Raw genomic sequence first — 17,365 nt, forward strand, 5'->3', positions numbered from 1 at the left:
AGCGGCTTGGCGGCATTCCAAGGCCGCTTTGCTGCACTCCGCCTTGCAATGCCAGTACACGCAAACTACCGTTTCTGCTCTTTTTTGTTCTAAGACCAGAGTGAGGAACGCATGGCGAGCAAGCTGGCAGCGCTGCAGCGCTGGGTGGACGAGGTGGCGGCGCTGACCCGCCCCGCCCACATCCATTGGTGCGATGGCTCTGACGCCGAATACCAGGCCCTGGTGCAGCAGATGCTGCAAACCGGCGACCTGGTCGAACTGAACCAGCAGACCCATCCGGGCTGCTACCTGCACCGGTCGAGTCCTTCCGACGTGGCCCGCGTCGAGCACCTCACCTTCGTCTGCACGAAAGAGCAGGAAGACGCCGGCCCGAACAACCACTGGATGGACCCGGCCGAGGCGAACGCCAAGATGGATGGCCTGTTCGCCGGCTGCATGGAAGGCCGCACCATGTACGTCATTCCGTACTGCATGGGCCCGATCGATTCGCCGCTGGCCCGCTGCGGCGTGGAAATCACCGACAGCCCCTACGTGGTAGCCAACATGCGCACCATGACGCGCATGGGCGCCGCGGCGCAGGCGCGCATCGAGCGCGAAGGCACGTTCGTGAAGGGGCTGCACTCCACCGGTGAGCTGGATCCGGAGCGCCGCTTCATCATGCATTTCCCCGAGGACCTGACCATCAAGTCCTACGGTTCCGGCTACGGCGGCAATGCGCTGCTGGGCAAGAAGTGCCATGCGCTGCGCATCGCCAGCTGGCAGGCCAAGTCCGAAGGCTGGCTGGCCGAGCACATGCTGATCGTGGGCATTGAGAACCCGCAGGGGCAGACGCACTACGTCGCCGCCGCGTTCCCGTCGGCCTGCGGCAAGACCAACCTGGCCATGCTGATTCCGCCGGAAGGCTATCGCCGCGATGGCTGGAAGGTATGGACCGTGGGCGACGACATCTGCTGGATGCGCCCCGGTGCCGATGGCCGCCTGTACGCGATCAACCCGGAAGCCGGCTTCTTCGGCGTGGCGCCGGGCACCAGCGCGGGCAGCAATCCGAATGCGCTGGCCAGCATCGCGCGCGACACCATCTTCACCAACGTCGCCGTCACCGCCGACAACCAGCCCTGGTGGGAAGGCCTGCCGGGCGAGCCGGCAGTGGACTGGCAGGGCCGCGCCTACGACCCGGCCAACGGCCCGGCCGCGCATCCGAATGCACGCTTCACCGTCAGCGCGAAGCAGTGCCCGACCTGGTCGCCCAAGGCCGAGGACGCGCAGGGCGTGCCGATCAGCGCCATCGTGTTCGGCGGCCGCCGTCCTTCGCTGGTGCCGCTGGTGTTCGAGGCGCGCGACTGGGCGCATGGCGTGCTGGTCGGCGGCGCGATGGGTTCGGAAACCACCGCCGCGGCCACCGGCGCGGTGGGCGTGCTGCGCCGAGACTCGATGGCAATGAAGCCGTTCTGCGGCTACCACTACGGCGACTACTTCCAGCACTGGCTGTCGTTCGACCAGCCGGGCGCGCAGCTGCCGAAGATCTTCCACGTCAACTGGTTTCGCAAAGGCAAGGACGGCAAGTTCCTGTGGCCGGGCTTCGGCGACAACCTGCGCGTGCTGGAGTGGATGATCGCCCGCGTCGAAGGCAAGGCCGCCGGCGTCGATACGCCGATCGGGACCCTGCCCGCGCGCGACGAACTGCGCACCGAAGGCCTGGCGCTGGACGGTGCTGCGCTGGACGAGCTGCTGCACGTCGACCAGGCCGGCTGGCAGGCCGAAGCCTCCGCCATCGGCGACTACCTGCGCGAATTCGGCCAGCGCATGCCGCAGCGCCTGCACGACGAACTCGAACGCGTTGCCGCCGCGCTCGCCGGCGCGCCGCGGGTTTCGGCGGTCGCTTCCTGACCGTCCGCGGCGGCCGTGGCGCAAGGCCCGGCCGCCGCTTCCCGCCGTCCATGACTGATGGCGGATGAGCGCCTTTCTCTAAACCCTGCAGCGCAACGCTGCATCCAAGCTGGCAAGATGATCACCGCCTGCGCCGCCACCGGAAACCCCATGCCGCCTGCCACCGTCGCAGCGCCCGACGACGACGTCGCCGATGTGCGCGCGGCTGCGGACGGCGACCGCGCGGCCTTCCAGCGGCTCTATCGCCGGCATGCCGACCGCGTCTACGGCGCCGTCTACCGCCTGGCCGGCTACGACCACGCCCGCGCCGAGGATCTGACCCAGGACGCCTTCGTGCGCGCCTGGCAGAAACTGGCCGGCTTCCGCCACGAAAGCGCGTTCGGCACCTGGCTGTACCGGCTGGCGGTGAACGTGGCGCTGATGGATATCCGCTCCCGCGGCGCCGACCCGGTCAGCATGATGGACGAGGACAGCCTGCCCGACCGCGGCGAAACCCCGTTCTGTGCCGCCGAACGCGACGAACTGGAACGTGCGATCGGCAAACTGCCGCCACGCGCACGCGCCGTGCTGGTCCTGCACGATGTGGAAGGCTGGCGGCACGAGGAAATCAGCGCCGAGCTCGGCATGGCCGTCGGCTCGTCGAAAGCGCAACTGCACCGCGCACGCGGACTGCTGCGAAAGGTACTTGGAGAAGCGTCATGAACGAATTCGAATGGCATCGCCAGATGCGCGCCCTGCGCGAACCGGTGTCCCCGCGGCGCGACCTGTGGGCCGACATCGAAGCGAAGCTCGATGCCGGCACGCCGGCCGCCGCTACCACGGCACCGCGCGCCCGGCGCGGCCAGCGCTGGCTGCTCGCGGCGAGCTTCGCGGGACTCTCGCTGCTGGCCGTCGCCCTCAATCACCAGTTGCGGGTGGAAACGCCCGCGACGCTCGAAGCGCAGGTGCCGGCGAACTGGAAACCCACCGACCCGCGCCTGGCCGGCGCGGCAGTGGAACTGGACGCGGCACGCGTCGAACTGCAACAGGCCATGGAGCAGGCCCCGCATTCCCCCGCCCTGCAGCGTCTGCTGGACCGCACGGCCAAACGTCAATCGCAACTGCGTCAGATGGAACAACAGGCAGGCTGAGCCACCGGAGCACAATCATGAAAACCGCACGCTATCTCCCTGTCCTGCTGGCGCTGGCAATCGGCCAGGCCTACGCCGACACGCCGATCAACATCAGCCACGACGCCAAGCCCAACGTGCAGCTGCAGATCAGCAACGTCAAAGGCTCGGTCACCGTCACCGCCTGGGACCGCAACCAGGTGCAGGTCACCGGCCGCCTCGGCGACGGCGCCAAGCCGCTGGAGTTCGAAGGCGACAACGGCGACCTGGAACTGAAGGTGGAATCCACCGGCAAGTCGCGCTGGTTCAACTTCAACAGCGATACCTCGATGGGCAACACCACGCTGGACGTGCGCGTGCCCAAGGCCGCCTCGCTCGAAGTGGAAGTGGTGAGCGCGCCGGCCAGCATCGACGGCATCGATGGCGGCACCATCAAGATCAACTCGGTCAGCGGCAAGGTGCGCATCAATGCGCGCTCGCCTTCGGTGGAAGCCGAAAGCGTCAGCGGCAGCCTGGAACTGGCCGGCCATGCGGAGAAAGTCGACCTGCAGACGGTGAGCGGCGACATCCTCGCGCCGTCGGTGGGGCGCGAGGCCGAGCTGCAGACGGTGTCCGGACGCATCCGCGTGAATGGCGGGCCGTGGAAGCGGCTCAATCTCAGCACCGTCTCCGGCGACGTGCAGGTGGGTGGCGGCATGCAGGCCGGCGGCGACATGAATGTCGACAGCATGAGCGGCGACGTGCAGGTGCAGGTGCCGGGCAATGTTTCCGCGCGCATCCACGCCAACACGTTCAGCGGCGACCTGCGCAGCGATTTCGGTTCGCCGCGCAAGGTGGAACACGGCCCCGGCATGGAGCTGGATGCCAACGCGGGCAGCGGCGGCGCGAACATCAAACTGGAAACCTTCAGCGGCGATCTGAAGATCCGCAGGCAGGATTGAAGGCGGGCGGTTGCCGCCGCTGCAAACGAAGAAGCCGTCGCTGCGAGGCGACGGCTTCTTGCTTTGTGGCGTTCAAGCTTCCGTGGAAGACGGCGGCTTAGAGATCCTGGTGGTACTGCACGTACGGCGTGCGCGACTGGTCCGGCTCCGGACCCACCGGCGTATTCACCGCGTTGCCGGACGACCACACGTTCTGCGCGCCGATGCTCAGCTCGCCCTGCCAGGGCAGGCGCAGGGTGACGCCGAGGTCGATGCTGCTCCAGCGGCGGTCGCTGTTGTAGCCCGTGCCCGGCAGCGCCGGCTGCATCACGCGGCCGACCACGCCGCCACTGAGCGGGCCGCGGTCGACGCCGAAGCTCAGCGCCTTTTGATCCAGGGTGTTCACGCCCAGCAGGTTGCCCGGCAGCAGGCGGACGCGGCCCACGCTGGCGCCGAGGTCGATGCCGCTCTTGTTGTCCAGCGCAACGCGGCCGCGGGCGTTGAGCTGGGCGCTGCTGTCGAACGCGCTCAGGCCGTTGACCCCGGCCGGGGCGCCCGGCAGCAGGCGCGGCAGCACCGAATTGTTCGGCGTGCTGTTGGCGCCCAGGCTGAGGCCCACGCTGTAGCGGCCGCTGCTATAGGTGGCGCCGATCTCGCTGCCGATGACACGCGGCACGCGGTTGTTGATCCAGGTGTGCTCGCTGACGCCCACGTGGGCCTGCAGGTTGGAACCCAGGCCATAAGTAAGGTCGGTGGAGACGGCGCGCGAGGCGTCGACCACGGTGAACTGCAGGGGGCCGTCGTTGCGCTGGGCGGCGCCGAAGCTGCTGCTGTCGGCCTTGAGCGCCAGCCAGCGGCCGTCGCTGCCGCGCCACAGCGGTACCGCCGCGTCGGGACCGAGCTGAACCACCTGGTCGGGCTTCTGGGTAAGCAGCCGGTTGGCCAGTTCATGCGTATCGCCGGCCAGCGACTGCCCTGCCGCGGCGAGCGGCATCAGCAGAAATGGCACAGACAACAACAGGCGGCGCATGGAATTGGACCGAATCAAGGCTCTACGTGGATGGAACCCACACCCTCCCCAGGGCTCGGGTGGACGGAGCTTACCACAATTTAACTTTTACGCGCGATCTTTTTGCCCTGGTAATTGGGTGATCCAGACCGCAGAAAACCCTGGAGTCCGATCGGGGCGAAAAGCGTCCGCGCCTGCCCGCCCCGTCAGCGACAACGCTGAACAGAGACGATATAAAGGCGCATGTAACCTACGCATGGACCGGTCCGCGCCGGATGAGTTCAGTACCCACCAGTTCCACCCCGATGTTTCCGTCTGCGGAGCCCCACTCCGCGGCGTTGCATGCGGCCGTGGAGGGCCTGTTCCGGGCCAGCGACGCGGCCGGGGTCACCGAGGTCTGCGGGGCCGTGCTGCGTGCGCTCGGGGTCCGCGGCGCCCTGCTCTGGCGTGCGCTGGAATCGCCGGCCGACCCGCTCCTGCCGGGCCAGCTGGCCCTGGCCGAGGATCCCCAGTGCCAGCGCCTGCTGGTCCTGGCCGCGGAAGGGCCGGTGCCGGCCGCCGACACCGAGGAAATCGCCTGGCTGGGCCGCATGGCCGCCACCCGTCTGCGCCAGCTGGCCGAGACTTCGCGCCTGTACGAGGCGATCTCCCGCCTGGCCATGGCCGAGCGCCTGCAGCGCGCGCTCTACGCCATCGCCGACCAGGCCAGCACCGAACACAACATGGCCGAGATGATGCACGCGCTGCACGGCATCCTCGGCAGCCTGATGTACGCGGAAAACTTCTACGTCGCCCTGTACGACCCGGCCACCGACAGCGTGCGCTTCCCGTACTACGTCGACACCATGGACAAGGACCCGCCGCTGCCCGACCAGAGCGTGCCGCTGCAGGACATGCGCCACAGCCTCACCTGGAACCTGCTGCAGAGCGGCCAGCCGATCATGGGTTCGGTGGAGGAACTCTCGCGCCAGTTCGCCGGCCAGTTCGTGCTGCTCGGCCCGGTGTGCGAGGACTGGCTCGGCGTGCCGTTGCAGCGCGACGGGCGCGTGGTCGGCGGCATCGTGGTGCAGAGCTACCGCGAAGACACCCACTACACCGAACACGACCGCGAGCTGCTCAGCTACGTCGCCAAGCACGTGCAGACCGCGCTGGAACGCCGCGAAGCCCACGCCGAACTGGAACGCCGCGTGGCCAGCCGCACCGCCGCGCTGCGCGAAGCCAACCGCGTGCTGCGCCAGCAGGTGCTGCAGCGCCAGCGCGGCGAACGCCTGCAGGCAGCGCTGTTCCGCATCGCGGAACTGGCCAATGCCTCGGAAAGCCTGGACAACTTCTACGCCGCCGTGCACCGCGTCATCGGCGGCCTGCTGTACGCGCGCAACTTCTATATCGCGCTGCTGGACGAAGAACCGAACCAGCTCACCTTCCCGTACTCGGTCGACGAATTCGACACCGTGCGCCTGCCGCGCTCGCACGGCCGCGGCCTCACCGAATACGTGCTGCGCCATGGCAAGCCGCTGCTGGCCTCGCCGGATGACATCGACCGCCTGGCCCGCCTGGGCGAGATCGGCCACCACGGCTCGCGCTCGGTGTGCTGGCTGGGCGTGCCGCTGATCTGGGGCGAGCGGGCCATGGGCGTGCTGGCGGTGCAGAGCTACTCGCCCGAACACACCTACGACGTGCGCGACCAGGAGCTGCTCACCTTCGTCAGCTACCACGTGGCCAATGCGCTCCAGCGCAAGCACACCACCGAATCGCTGAAGCAGGCCTACGCCAGCCTGGAACGCCGCGTCACCGAACGCACCCGCGCGCTGGCCCTGGCCAACCGCGACCTGCGCGAACAGATCGCCGAGCGCGAGCGCGTGGAGCGCCGCCTCAAGTACGAAACCCTGCACGACTCGCTCACCGGCCTGCCCAACCGCACCCTGCTGCTGCAGCGGCTGGAGCAGGCGCTGCAGCGCTACCACGGCAGCCCGCAGGACATGTTCGCGGTGCTGTTCATCGACCTGGACCGCTTCAAGGTCATCAACGACTCGGTCGGGCATCTGGTCGGCGACGACCTGCTGTTCCAAGTGGGCGGGCGCATCCGCGCCTGCCTGAAGACCCGCGACGTGGTGGCGCGCCTGGGCGGCGACGAATTCGCCGTGCTGGCCGAAGGCATCACCGACTACCGCATGGCGCTGGTCATCGCCGAGCGCATCATCGCCGAGCTGCAAACACCATTTCGCCTGGGCGCCAAGGAGATCTTCACCTCCGCCTCGATCGGCATCGCCCTGCCCGGCCCGCATTACCAGCGACCGGAAGAACTGCTGCGCGACGCCGACGCCGCCATGTACCGCGCCAAGGACGAAGGCCGCCACCGCGCCGCGGTGTTCGACGACCGCCTGCGCCGCGAGGCGCTGTCCCTGCTGGAAATGGAAGGCGACCTGCGCCGCGCGCTGAGCCGCAACGAATTCGTGCCGTTCTACCAGCCCATCGTCTCGCTGGAAGACGGCCGCACCGTGGGCTACGAGGCGCTGCTGCGCTGGCGCCATCCGGACCGCGGCCTGCTCACGCCCAGCGACTTCCTCGCCGTGGCGGAGGAAAGCGGCTGCTCGGAAAGCATCGACTGGCAGATCTTCGAACAGGTCTGCGCCCAAGCCGAGGCGCTCACCGGCAGCGACGGCTTCGTCAGCATCAACGTGTCCGGCCGCCATTTCCGCTCACCGGACCTCGACCGCCGCCTGCTCGACCTGCTGGCAGCGCATGGCGTGCCCACGCGCTGCCTGCGCATCGAAGTCACCGAGCGCGCGCTGCTGGAAAACGCCTCGCAGGTGAAGCGCATCCTGGACAACCTGCGCGCCCACGACGTCGGCATCGCGCTGGACGATTTCGGCACCGGCTACTCGTCGCTGAGCTACCTGCACCAGTACCCGATCAGCACGCTGAAGGTGGACCGCTCCTTCATCACCGAACTGCCGCGCGAAGGCGGCCACAGCCTGGCCGTGGTGCGCGCCATCCAGGTGCTGGCCGATTCGCTGCAGATGCAGGTGATCGCCGAAGGCATCGAGCAGGAAGACCAGCGCGAGGCGCTGCTGCGCGTCGGCTGCCGCTACGGCCAGGGTTTCCTGTTCGCCACGCCGCATGCCGCGGACGTGTGGCTGCAGCGCGAATATCACTTCGCGCTGCCCTGAAGCGCCGCTCTTACTGCGCCGTGCCCGGCGCACTCACCGCGGAATGGCTGAGCAGGTGCTCGGCGTCGATGCGGTCGAAGGTGTAGCGCTGCGCGCAGAACTCGCAGGTCACCTCGATCTCGCCCTCGCGCGCTTCCAGCGCGGCTTCCACTTCTTCGCGGCCCAGCGAGCGCAGCATCGATTCCACGCGCTCGCGCGTGCAGCTGCAGCCGAAGGCCAGCGGGCGCGGGTCGAACAGGCGCACGGATTCCTCGTGGAACAGCCGGTACAGCAGTTCCTCCGGCGCGGTGGCCAGCATTTCTTCCTTGCCCAGCGTGTCGATCAGGTGGCCGATGCGCGGCCAGGCGTCGTCGTCCTGTACGCCGTCGCGGCCGCCTTCGCCGGGCAGGCGCTGCAGCATCAGGCCCACGGCGTGCTCGCCGTCGGCGGCCAGCAGAATGCGCGCCGGCAACTGCTCGGACTGGGTGAAATAGCCTTCGAGCGCACCGCCGAGCTGCGGATGGCGCAGGTCGACCAGGCCCTGGTAGCGCTGTCCGCGCTCGGCGTGGCCGATGGTGATGGCCATGACCGCCTCCGGCAGCTCTTCCAGCGCCAGCGGCGCCGGCAGCATGCCTTCCCAGCGCGCCAGGCCGCGCAGGCGGCCCTGGTCGGTGCATTCGGTGAACAGCAGGCGCAGCGCGCCGCTGCTCTTGAGCTCGATCGACAGATTGCCTTCCAGCTTGATGTTGCCGGTCAGCAGCGCGCTGGCCGCCAGCGATTCGCCCAGCAGGGAGCGCAGCGCTGGCGGATAGTCCGCGCGCCCGGCCACTTCGCGCCAGGCGGCGCCCAGCCGCACCAGCACGCCGCGCACGCCGGCGCGCTCGAGCAGGAAGCGGTGCAGCACGTCTTCGACAAGAACGGTTTCCACGGATTCGAACCTCTAAGGACAAGCGCGCAAAGATGGGGGCGCCGCTGGGGCATGCAAGCCGGCAGGCCGGGAGGCGGCGGCGCAGCCCAGTGTATGCCAGCCGGGCCGGCAGGCCGGCTTGGCGCGGCCGGGCGGCCTCTTATACTGCCGCGTCCCTTATGACCGGGTTCCCATGCCACCCAGCCGCTCCCTCATCGTCCGCCTGCTGCGCCCGGTCGCCATCCTGGCGGTCGCCTGGCTTGCCCTGAGCTGGTTCGCGGTACTGGTGCTGCGCTTCGTGCCGCCGTGGACTTCGGCGGTGATGATGGAACGGCGCCTGAGCGCTCTGATCCACGGCGAGCCGGATTTCCACCTGCGCTACCGCTGGGTGCCGTGGTCGGAGGTGTCGCCCTACGTGCCGATGGCGATGGTGGCCGGCGAGGACCAGAAATTCCCGTTCCACCACGGCTTCGACTTCGACTCCATCCAGAACGCCATGGACGCCGCCGAAGACGGCAAGCGCCTGCGCGGCGCCAGCACGATCAGTCAGCAGACCGCCAAGAACCTGTTCCTGTGGAACGGGCGCAGCTTCGTGCGCAAGGGGCTGGAGGCGTATTTCACCGTGCTGATCGAGGCGACCTGGCCCAAGCAGCGCATCCTCGAGGTGTACATGAACATCGCGGAGCTGGGCGATGGCGTGTACGGCGTGGGCGCGGCCAGCGATGCCTATTTCCATGCGGCACCCGCGCGGCTGGCGCCGGCTCAGGCGGCGCGCCTGGCGGCGGTGCTGCCCAGCCCGCGCCGCTTCAAGGTGGCCCAGCCCAGCCCTTACGTGCTGAGCCGCGCCGCCTGGATCCAGCAGCAGATGGGCCAGCTCGGCGGCCCGGGCTATCTGCGCGGCGACACGCCGGCGCAGGTGCGCCGCACGCGCTGAAAACGTCGCCGCCGTGCGGTCGGTCCGCTAGCATGCGCGGGTTTCCCGCATGGACCCGCACATGCCGCAGCTGACCGTCATCGTGCCCGCCTACAACGAAGCGGCAGTGCTCGACACCTTCCACCAGCGCCTGGCGCGCGTGTTCGACCAGCTGCCGCTCGACTGCAGCGTGCTGTACGTGGACGACGGCAGCGCGGACCGCACCTGGGACATCATCGAAGCGCTCACCCGAAGCGACCCGCGCGCCACGGGCCTCAAGCTCTCGCGCAACTTCGGCAAGGAGGCGGCGATGACCGCCGGCCTGGACGAAGCCGATGCCGACGCGGTGGTGGTGATCGACGCCGACCTGCAGGACCCGCCCGAACTGATCCCCGCCCTGGTCGAACAATGGCGCGCCGGCTACGACGTGGTCTACGCCACCCGCAGCGTCCGCGCCGGCGAGACCAGCTTGAAGCGGTTCACCTCGGCGGCGTTCTACCGCACCATGGAAAAGCTCTCCGACACGGCCGTGCCGCGCGACACCGGCGACTTCCGCCTGCTCTCGCGCCGCGCCCTGGACGCGCTGCGCCAGCTGCGCGAAAGGCAGCGCTTCATGAAAGGCCTGTTCGCCTGGATCGGCTACCGCCAGACCTCGGTGCGCTACGAGCGCGACCCGCGCCACGCCGGCCAGACCAAATGGAACTACTGGCGCCTGACCCAGCTGGCGGTGGAAGGCATCACCTCGTTCTCCACCGCGCCGCTGCGCCTGGCTACCTGGATCGGCGTCAGCGCCTCGCTGCTGGCTTTCGCCTACGGCGTGTGGGTGCTGACCAAGGCCTTGATCTGGGGCGACGCGGTGCGCGGCTATCCCACCTTGATGCTGGTGATCCTGTTCCTGGGCGGCATCCAGTTGCTGGCGCTGGGCGTGATCGGCGAATACCTGGGCCGCAACTACGCGGAGAGCAAGCAGCGGCCGCTGTACTTCGTCGAGGAACGGCGCCGCGGCGGACGCGGCTGAACGCCGGGCGGATTCACGTCCGCGCTACACCTCCAGCAGGCAGCGGCGCTAGACTGATGCGGCGATCGTCCACCTTCACTCCGGAGGCCAGGCATGCGTCAGGTCAAGCATCTGCTGGACAGCAAGGGGCACCAGGTCTTCAGCATCGCGGAAGACGCGACGGTGCTGGACGCCATCAAGCACATGGCCGAACGCCAGGTCGGCGCGCTGCTGGTGATGCGCGGCGAACAGCTGGTCGGCATGGTTTCCGAGCGCGACTACGCGCGCAAGGTGATCCTGCAAGGCCGCTCTTCGGCGCAGACGTCGGTGGCCGAGATCATGAGCAGCCCCGCGCTCACCGTCGGCCCTGAAACGGAAGTCGAATACTGCATGCGCCTGTGCACCGACAGCCGCATCCGCCACCTGCCGGTGGTGCACGACAGCCGCGTGATGGGCGTGATCTCGATCGGCGATCTGGTCAAGGCCGTGATCGAGGAACAGGCCGAGCAGATCGACCACCTCGAGCAGTACATCGCCGGGCGCTGATCAGGCCTTTACCGCAGGACCGGGCGGCGTCTCGTGCGAAGCGGGCGCCTCCGGCGCAAGGTCGGGCGCGTGCCCGGCACGGCGCGCGATCCATGCGGCCAGCGCGGAGATACCGACGCCGACCGAGGCCATGCCCGACAGCGTCACGCCCAGCATGCCGAACAGGTTGACGCCGCTGGTGACCAGCACGTCGCCGAAGCGCCACACCGCGGTCTCCACGAAGTTCTTGCCCTTGTAGCGCGTCTCGCGCGGCACGCGGGTGTACAGCGCGTCCTGCGCCGGCTTGGTCATGCCGTAGGCGAAGGCGCGCGAGCCGACCATGGTCACCGCCAGCATCGGCACCGCATAGCCGAACAGCGCGATCTGGCCGCTGCCGACCAGCGCCAGCCCCAGCAGCAGCACCAGGTTCACCAGCGCCGGCACCACCAGGCCCCAGCCCGCGCCGTGGCGCATCATCAGCCAGCGCGTGACGGTCAGCTGCAGCACCGCGCCGATCACATTGGTGTAGAGGTCGATGTCGTTGTAGAAGGCGGTGCGCGCCACTTTGTCGGCGATGTGCGCCTTGGTGTAGTCGGCCATCAGCGCATAGGCGAGCGTGCCGATGCCGTCGCCCAGCAGCATCAGGATCGCCATGTAGCGCAGGAAAGGCCGCGACCACAGCTCCTTGATGCCGGCCCAGATCGAACCGCCCAAGGGCTCGTCCGCGCCGGCTCCGCGCTGCTGGCTGCCGGACAGCAACAGCAGCAAGGCCAGCGCCACCAGCAGGGTCACCGCCGACACCACCAGCAGCGGCGCCACGCCGATCGCCGTCACCAGCAGTTTGGTGATGACAGGGCCGGCGACCGCGCCCGCCATGCCGCCCAGGGCGATCAGCGAGAACACCTTGCGCGCGCCGGCGCTGTCGAAGATGTCCGCCATGAAGCTCCAGAACAGCGACACCACGAACAGGTTGAACACGCTGCCGAAAACGTAGAACGCCATGCCCAGCGAACGAGCGCCGATGCGGTCCTGCGCCACGAAGGCGGGCACGAAGGCGAGCAGGCACAGCGCGAAGAAGCAGTAGCTCCAGCTCAGCAGCTGCTTGCGCGGAAAACGCGCCACCAGGATGCCGAACAGCGGCGTGAGCAGCAGCATCACCAGCAGCACCGCGCCGTAGAACAGCGGCAGCGCCTGCGCTCCCACCGCGCCGCCGAGCTGGTCGCGCACCGGACGGATGATGTAGTAGCCCGCCATCACGAAGAAGAACGCCACGGCGGACAGCACGGGGGCATGCGCCTGGCCGGTCGCGGTAGGACGAGGTGAGTTCACCGGGGACATCCTGCGTAGGTCGCGCGCAGACTAGCATGCGAGCATGACGCGCCAGCGGCGGCCTGGCCTGGGACAAGGATGGGGACGAGCCATGGAGACGAGCATGGGGACGAGCATGGGCAAGCGCATCGACTACGACTACGTGATCGTCGGCGGCGGTTCGGCCGGCTGCGTCCTCGCCAACCGGCTCAGCGTGGCGCCGGGCAAGCGCGTGCTGCTGCTGGAAGCCGGGCCGCGCGACCTGAATCCGCTGATCCACATGCCCGCCGGCATCGCCAAGCTGGTCGGCGACCATCGCGGCCTGGCGCGGATCTACGGCAGCCAGCGCATCAACTGGGGCTACCGCACCGAACCCGAAGCGCAGCTCGGCCACCGCCGCCTGTGGTGGCCGCGCGGCAAAACCTTGGGCGGCTCCAGTTCGATCAACGCCATGTGCTACATCCGCGGCGCCGCGGCCGACTACGACGCCTGGGCGCAGGCCACCGGCGACGAACGCTGGAGCTGGAACGCCGTGCTGCCGTGGTTCCTGCGCGGCGAAGACAACGCGCGCGGCGCCGGCCCCTGGCATGGTGCGGGCGGGCCGCTGGGCGTGGCCGACCTGCGCTTCCACAGCGAGCTGTCGGATGCCTTCGTCGATGCCGGCGTCGCCGCGGGTTACTACCGCAACCCCGACTTCAACGGCGAACGGCAGGACGGCTTCGGCCTGTACCAGGTGACCCAGCGCGACGGCGCGCGATGCTCGGCCGCGGTGGCGTATCTGCGGCCCGCCCTGCAGCGCGCCAATCTCGAAGTGCGCACCGGCGTGCTGGTGCAGCGAGTGCTGATCGAGCAAGGCCGTGCGGTGGGCGTGCTGATCGATGGACGGCGCATCGAGGCCGGCGAGGTGATCCTCGCCGCCGGCGCGATCAACACGCCGCAGCTGCTGATGCTGTCCGGCATCGGTCCGGCCGATCATCTGCGCGAACACGGCGTGGCATTGGCGTTGGACCAGCCCCACGTCGGCGCCCATCTGCAGGATCACCTCGACATCTGCAGCGTCACCGGCACCCGCAGCCGCGCCACCTTCGACCATCTCAACGACCTGGCCGTGGCCTGGCGTTATGCGCGGCACCGCGACGGTATCGGCAGCTCGAACGCCGCCGAAGCCGGCGGCTTCGTGCGCAGCCGCCACGCGCCGGACGAGCGCTGCGATATCCAGTTCCATTTCATCCCCGCGCAGCTGGACGACCACGGCGCACGCGCCCTGCCCGGCCGCGGCTATACGGTGCACGCCTGCTATCTGCATCCGCGCAGCCGCGGGCAGCTGCGCCTGCGTTCGGCGAACCCGGCGGCGCCCATCGCCATTCACGCCAACTACCTGGGCGATGCGGAAGGCCACGATCTGAAGATGATGATCGAAGCGGCGCGCCTGTCCCGCGAGATCTTCGCGCAGGCACCGTTCGACGCTTTCCGCGGCGCACCGGTGCAACCGGCCACGGAACTGCGCACCGACACGGAGTACGAGGACTTCATCCGCCGCCGCGCCGAGACCATTTATCACCCTGTAGGCACCTGCCGCATGGGGCGCGAGCGCAAGGCGGTGGTGGACAGCGAGCTGCGCGTGTGGGGCGTGCCGGGCCTGCGCGTGGTGGATGCCTCGGTGATGCCCACGCTGATCACCGGCAACACCAATGCGCCCACCTTGATGCTGGCCGAGCGCGCCGCGGCGCTGATGCTGGAAGCGGACTTGTCGTCGAGGCCGGCTGCGCAGCCGTCCGCCGCGTGACTGGGGCCACGGCAGGCCATGGGAAGTCCGTTGTAGAGCGGCACGAAGTGCCCCACAATTGGAATGTCTAAAACCGGGAAGGATCCCGCCGATAACCTCAGGGAATCCAGGTACTCCCGTTTACGGCGCCAGCGGCGCCCATACGACGCCAGAGCAGCATGCAGTTTCGCCATCTCTTTCTGTTGATCGCCGGTGTGCTCGGCCTTGCCGGCGGTCCACTCCCCGCCGAAGCCGCGTCCGCGCCGGCTCAGGCCGGCTCACCTCAAGCCAGTTCACCCCAGGCCAGCGCGCCTCAAGCCGCCTTGCCCCACGGTGTCCTGCCCCAGGTCGCGATTCCTTCGCAGGTGACGCCGCCGCCGACCCAGCCGCAGGTGTCCATGCAGAGCGCGAATCCCGCGCCGCAGCACCTGCCGGACGATCGCATCAAGGCCACCGTCGCCGCCTATCAGGACTGGCTGCAGAAGCTCGACGAACGCCACGCCGTCGCCGGCCTGGCCACCGCGATCGTGGTGGACAACAAAGTGGTGTACGAGCACACGCTGGGCTACGCCAACGCCAGCACGCAGGAACCGATCACGCCGGAGACGGTGTTCCGCCTCGCCTCGCTGTCCAAGGCCTTCGCCACCGCGGTCGCCGGCGTGCTGGTCAACGACGGGCGCTTCAGCTGGGACACCAAGCTGGCCGACGTGCTGCCGTTCTTCAAGCTCAAGGACGCCGCGGCCGCCGAGAAGGCCACGGTGCGCGACATCCTCGGCCAGCGCCTGGGCCTGCCGCGCAACACCTACGACAACATGCTCGAAGGCGACGTGCCCTACGAGGAGCTGGTGCGCCGGCTCGACGAAGTGAAGATGACCTGCGGCGTCGGCCAGTGCTACGGCTATCAGAACGTGGCCTTCAGCATGATCGGCGACGTGATCTACGGCATGACCGGCGACTTCTTCTACCGCCAGGTCGACAAGCGCATCTTCTTCCCGCTCGGCATGAAGACCGCCAGCTACGGCCGCGAGGCGCTGGAGAACAGCGCGAGCTGGGCGCGCCCGCACCGCCCCGCCGGTGCCGGCACCTGGCGTCCGTTCGAGCCGAAGGAGGCCTACTACCGCGTGGCCCCCGCCGCCGGCGTCAACGCCAGCCTGCGCGACATGGAGCAGTGGCTGGTGGCGCAGATGGGCGGCCGTCCGGACGTCCTTTCGCCCAGGCTGCTGGAAACCCTGCACGCCCCGGAAGTGAGCACGCCGGTGGAGCTGCGCTCCACGCCGTGGCGCCGCGAACGGCTGACCGAGGCCTCGTACGCGCTCGGCTGGCGCGTGTTCCAGTACGGCGGCGAGACGCTGATCTTCCACGCCGGCGCGGTCGAGGGTTACCGCACCATGATCGGTTTCTTCCCGAAGTACCGCACGGGCGTGGTGACCATGTGGAACTCCGCCAGCCCGATGCCGTCCGGCCTGATGCCGATGGTGTTCGACAGCATGCTGGGCCTGGAGCACGTGGACTGGGCCGGCGTGGAAAGCGACGCACCGGTGGTCGCGGCGGCCAAGTCCACTGGCAAGGGCAAGCTCAAGGCGCGCAAGAGCGGCGGCACCAAGGCGGCATCGAGCAAGCGCGGGCACCGGCGCTGAGCCGGTAGCCGCGGATCCGGAGAAGGCGCCCTGGTGGCGCCTTTTTTGTCGGGCGCAAAACCCACGCGCAAAAAAAGAGGCGCCGCAGTGCGGCGCCTCCTTCGTCTGCCGGTCGCCCGGCCCTTACAGCTTGAACTCGATGCGCTGGCGCTTGGTCGATGCCACCGGCGTGCCGTCCTGGGTCGCCGGCTGGTACTTCCAGCGGCTCACCGCGTCGATCGCCGCGCGGTCGAACACGTGGCGCGGCTGCGCGTCGACCACCTTCACGTCGCTGACGTCGCCACCCGTCGTGATGGTGAACGACAGCTCCACCCAGCCTTCCTGGTTCGAACGCATCGCCGCAGTCGGATAGCGCGGCGCGGTGTTCTTCACCAGCACCGCGCCATGCGTCGCCGCATCGCTGGGTGCGGCGGCCGCCGGTGCCGAGGTCTGTGGCTGGCGGGCGGCTTCGGCCTGCTGCTGCTGCGCCTGGCGCGCCTGCGCCACGCGCGCCTGCTCGGCGGCGGCGGCCTGCTGGGTCTTCAGCTCGGCCTGGCGGTCGGCTTCCACCTTGTCGGCGGCGGCCTTCTGGGCGGCCAATTGCGCCTGCTTCTCCTTGTCGGCGGCCAGCTGCTGTTCGCGGTCGAGCAGCTTGCGCTGGGCGTCCAGCTTGGAGCGCAGGATGGTCAGCGTGTAGTTGGCCGGATCCGCCTTCGCCAGCAGGTCGATCTGGCGCTGCGCATCGTTGAAGTCGCGCTGGTTGATGGCCTGTTCGGCCGCATTGGCGGCGAACGGGAAGGTTTCGCGCAGCGCATCGGTGGCCACCTGGTTGCCAGGCTGCTTCTGCAGCACCTTCTGGTAGAACTCGAACGCGTTGTTGCCGGCCGGCGCGAGCAGGCGCTGCTCGTTCATGGCGCGGCGCGCTTCGGCGAGCAGCTGGTTGACGCTCATCGCCTCCACGTTTGCCGGCGGCGGTGCCGCTTCCGTACCGGCCGAGACCGGCGTGGACGGATGGCCGCCGTTGTCCGACTGCATCAGGTCCTGATGCGGTTTGATGATGAGGAACCAGGCCGCTGCCGCCAACACGACGACGACCACCAGAACGGCTATGACAATGGGCTGGATAGCCCCGCGCGCGTGCGTGCGCGCATGACGTATGTATCGGGTATCCATGGTCTCTCGCTGAGTGTCATCAGATACCCGCGCTTTTTCCCCCTGTGTACCCAGGAGCGGCGGACCCCCCGGCCTGCCGCGGCGCGG

14 protein-coding genes are annotated in these 17,365 nt (G+C 68.9%); 10 read left to right on the plus strand and 4 right to left on the minus strand.

The genetic code is table 11. From position 1 onward, the window contains the following. The first annotated feature begins 111 nt into the window (after positions 1–111). The 4 genes from KK141_RS01720 to KK141_RS01735 all read left to right on the plus strand — a co-directional run bounded on the left by KK141_RS01720 (position 112) and on the right by KK141_RS01735 (position 3,937). Positions 112–1,887, plus strand: coding sequence for a phosphoenolpyruvate carboxykinase (GTP) (locus KK141_RS01720; protein WP_214569745.1), 1,776 nt, complete (start codon positions 112–114; stop codon positions 1,885–1,887). A 150-nt stretch (positions 1,888–2,037) separates the two neighbouring features. Continuing rightward, a complete protein-coding gene (locus tag KK141_RS01725) occupies positions 2,038–2,589 on the plus strand; it encodes an RNA polymerase sigma factor (RefSeq protein ID WP_214569746.1) in 552 nt (183 codons plus the stop codon). Further along, entirely contained in the window at positions 2,586–3,017 is a 432-nt protein-coding gene (locus KK141_RS01730) for a hypothetical protein (RefSeq protein WP_214569747.1), read from the plus strand. The genes KK141_RS01725 and KK141_RS01730 overlap by 4 nt, the downstream gene beginning before the upstream one ends. Before the next feature lie 17 nt (positions 3,018–3,034). Then, positions 3,035–3,937 (plus strand): DUF4097 family beta strand repeat-containing protein, encoded by a 903-nt coding sequence (locus tag KK141_RS01735; protein WP_214569748.1) that lies wholly within the window; start codon positions 3,035–3,037, stop codon positions 3,935–3,937. Between the two features lie 97 nt (positions 3,938–4,034). On the opposite strand, the gene KK141_RS01740 is transcribed toward KK141_RS01735, so the two are convergent. Next, positions 4,035–4,946 carry a hypothetical protein gene (locus KK141_RS01740; RefSeq protein ID WP_214569749.1) on the minus strand — a complete coding sequence of 304 codons (912 nt, stop codon included), beginning with the start codon at positions 4,944–4,946 and terminating at the stop codon, positions 4,035–4,037. 284 nt (positions 4,947–5,230) lie between these two features. Between KK141_RS01740 and KK141_RS01745 the strand changes: the two genes are divergently transcribed. Next, the gene (locus tag KK141_RS01745; protein WP_250901522.1) at positions 5,231–8,095 is read left to right on the plus strand and encodes an EAL domain-containing protein; all 2,865 of its coding nucleotides are present in this window, start codon (positions 5,231–5,233) and stop codon (positions 8,093–8,095) included. A gap of 10 nt (positions 8,096–8,105) precedes the next feature. Here KK141_RS01745 and KK141_RS01750 read toward each other — a convergent pair whose 3' ends face one another. Next, complete coding sequence (locus KK141_RS01750; protein WP_214569751.1) at positions 8,106–9,002, minus strand: Hsp33 family molecular chaperone HslO; 897 nt, start codon at positions 9,000–9,002, stop codon at positions 8,106–8,108. Between the two features lie 172 nt (positions 9,003–9,174). On the opposite strand from KK141_RS01750, the gene mtgA reads away from it, so the two are divergent. The 3 genes from mtgA to KK141_RS01765 all read left to right on the plus strand — a co-directional run bounded on the left by mtgA (position 9,175) and on the right by KK141_RS01765 (position 11,437). Then, positions 9,175–9,915, plus strand: a complete 741-nt coding sequence (gene mtgA, locus KK141_RS01755; protein WP_214569752.1) for a monofunctional biosynthetic peptidoglycan transglycosylase — start codon at positions 9,175–9,177, stop codon at positions 9,913–9,915. Between the two features lie 61 nt (positions 9,916–9,976). Continuing rightward, positions 9,977–10,912 (plus strand): glycosyltransferase family 2 protein, encoded by a 936-nt coding sequence (locus KK141_RS01760; RefSeq protein WP_214569753.1) that lies wholly within the window; start codon positions 9,977–9,979, stop codon positions 10,910–10,912. 93 nt (positions 10,913–11,005) lie between these two features. Further along, on the plus strand, positions 11,006–11,437 hold the full coding sequence (locus KK141_RS01765; protein ID WP_214569754.1) for a CBS domain-containing protein: 432 nt from the start codon (positions 11,006–11,008) through the stop codon (positions 11,435–11,437). On the opposite strand, the gene KK141_RS01770 is transcribed toward KK141_RS01765, so the two are convergent. Next, a complete protein-coding gene (locus KK141_RS01770) occupies positions 11,438–12,745 on the minus strand; it encodes an MFS transporter (protein ID WP_345777552.1) in 1,308 nt (435 codons plus the stop codon). Between the two features lie 103 nt (positions 12,746–12,848). Here KK141_RS01770 and KK141_RS01775 point away from each other — a divergent pair, with 103 nt between their 5' ends. Together KK141_RS01775 and KK141_RS01780 are read left to right on the plus strand one after the other, a co-directional pair. After that, on the plus strand, positions 12,849–14,510 hold the full coding sequence (locus tag KK141_RS01775; RefSeq protein ID WP_250901480.1) for a GMC family oxidoreductase N-terminal domain-containing protein: 1,662 nt from the start codon (positions 12,849–12,851) through the stop codon (positions 14,508–14,510). A gap of 377 nt (positions 14,511–14,887) precedes the next feature. After that, on the plus strand, positions 14,888–16,126 hold the full coding sequence (locus tag KK141_RS01780) for a serine hydrolase domain-containing protein (protein ID WP_214569794.1): 1,239 nt from the start codon (positions 14,888–14,890) through the stop codon (positions 16,124–16,126). Positions 16,127–16,249: 123 nt separating this feature from the next. Here the strand turns inward: KK141_RS01780 and KK141_RS01785 are convergent, their stop codons facing one another. After that, on the minus strand, positions 16,250–17,278 hold the full coding sequence (locus KK141_RS01785; protein ID WP_214569756.1) for an energy transducer TonB: 1,029 nt from the start codon (positions 17,276–17,278) through the stop codon (positions 16,250–16,252). Positions 17,279–17,365 lie beyond the last annotated feature (87 nt).

The organism is Dyella sp. LX-66, from assembly GCF_018599165.1.
GTDB lineage: Bacteria > Pseudomonadota > Gammaproteobacteria > Xanthomonadales > Rhodanobacteraceae > Dyella_D > Dyella_D marensis.

What these genes read in the sequence shown, in the direction of transcription:
- KK141_RS01720 (WP_214569745.1), top strand. Translation starts at nt 112, where the DNA reads ATGGCGAGCAAGCTGGCAGCGCTGCAGCGCTGGGTGGACGAGGTGGCG.
- KK141_RS01725 (WP_214569746.1), top strand. Translation starts at nt 2,038, where the DNA reads ATGCCGCCTGCCACCGTCGCAGCGCCCGACGACGACGTCGCCGATGTG.
- KK141_RS01730 (WP_214569747.1), top strand. Translation starts at nt 2,586, where the DNA reads ATGAACGAATTCGAATGGCATCGCCAGATGCGCGCCCTGCGCGAACCG.
- KK141_RS01735 (WP_214569748.1), top strand. Translation starts at nt 3,035, where the DNA reads ATGAAAACCGCACGCTATCTCCCTGTCCTGCTGGCGCTGGCAATCGGC.
- KK141_RS01740 (WP_214569749.1), bottom strand. Translation starts at nt 4,946, where the DNA reads ATGCGCCGCCTGTTGTTGTCTGTGCCATTTCTGCTGATGCCGCTCGCC.
- KK141_RS01745 (WP_250901522.1), top strand. Translation starts at nt 5,231, where the DNA reads ATGTTTCCGTCTGCGGAGCCCCACTCCGCGGCGTTGCATGCGGCCGTG.
- mtgA (WP_214569752.1), top strand. Translation starts at nt 9,175, where the DNA reads ATGCCACCCAGCCGCTCCCTCATCGTCCGCCTGCTGCGCCCGGTCGCC.
- KK141_RS01760 (WP_214569753.1), top strand. Translation starts at nt 9,977, where the DNA reads ATGCCGCAGCTGACCGTCATCGTGCCCGCCTACAACGAAGCGGCAGTG.
- KK141_RS01765 (WP_214569754.1), top strand. Translation starts at nt 11,006, where the DNA reads ATGCGTCAGGTCAAGCATCTGCTGGACAGCAAGGGGCACCAGGTCTTC.
- KK141_RS01775 (WP_250901480.1), top strand. Translation starts at nt 12,849, where the DNA reads ATGGGGACGAGCATGGGCAAGCGCATCGACTACGACTACGTGATCGTC.
- KK141_RS01780 (WP_214569794.1), top strand. Translation starts at nt 14,888, where the DNA reads ATGCAGAGCGCGAATCCCGCGCCGCAGCACCTGCCGGACGATCGCATC.
- KK141_RS01785 (WP_214569756.1), bottom strand. Translation starts at nt 17,278, where the DNA reads ATGGATACCCGATACATACGTCATGCGCGCACGCACGCGCGCGGGGCT.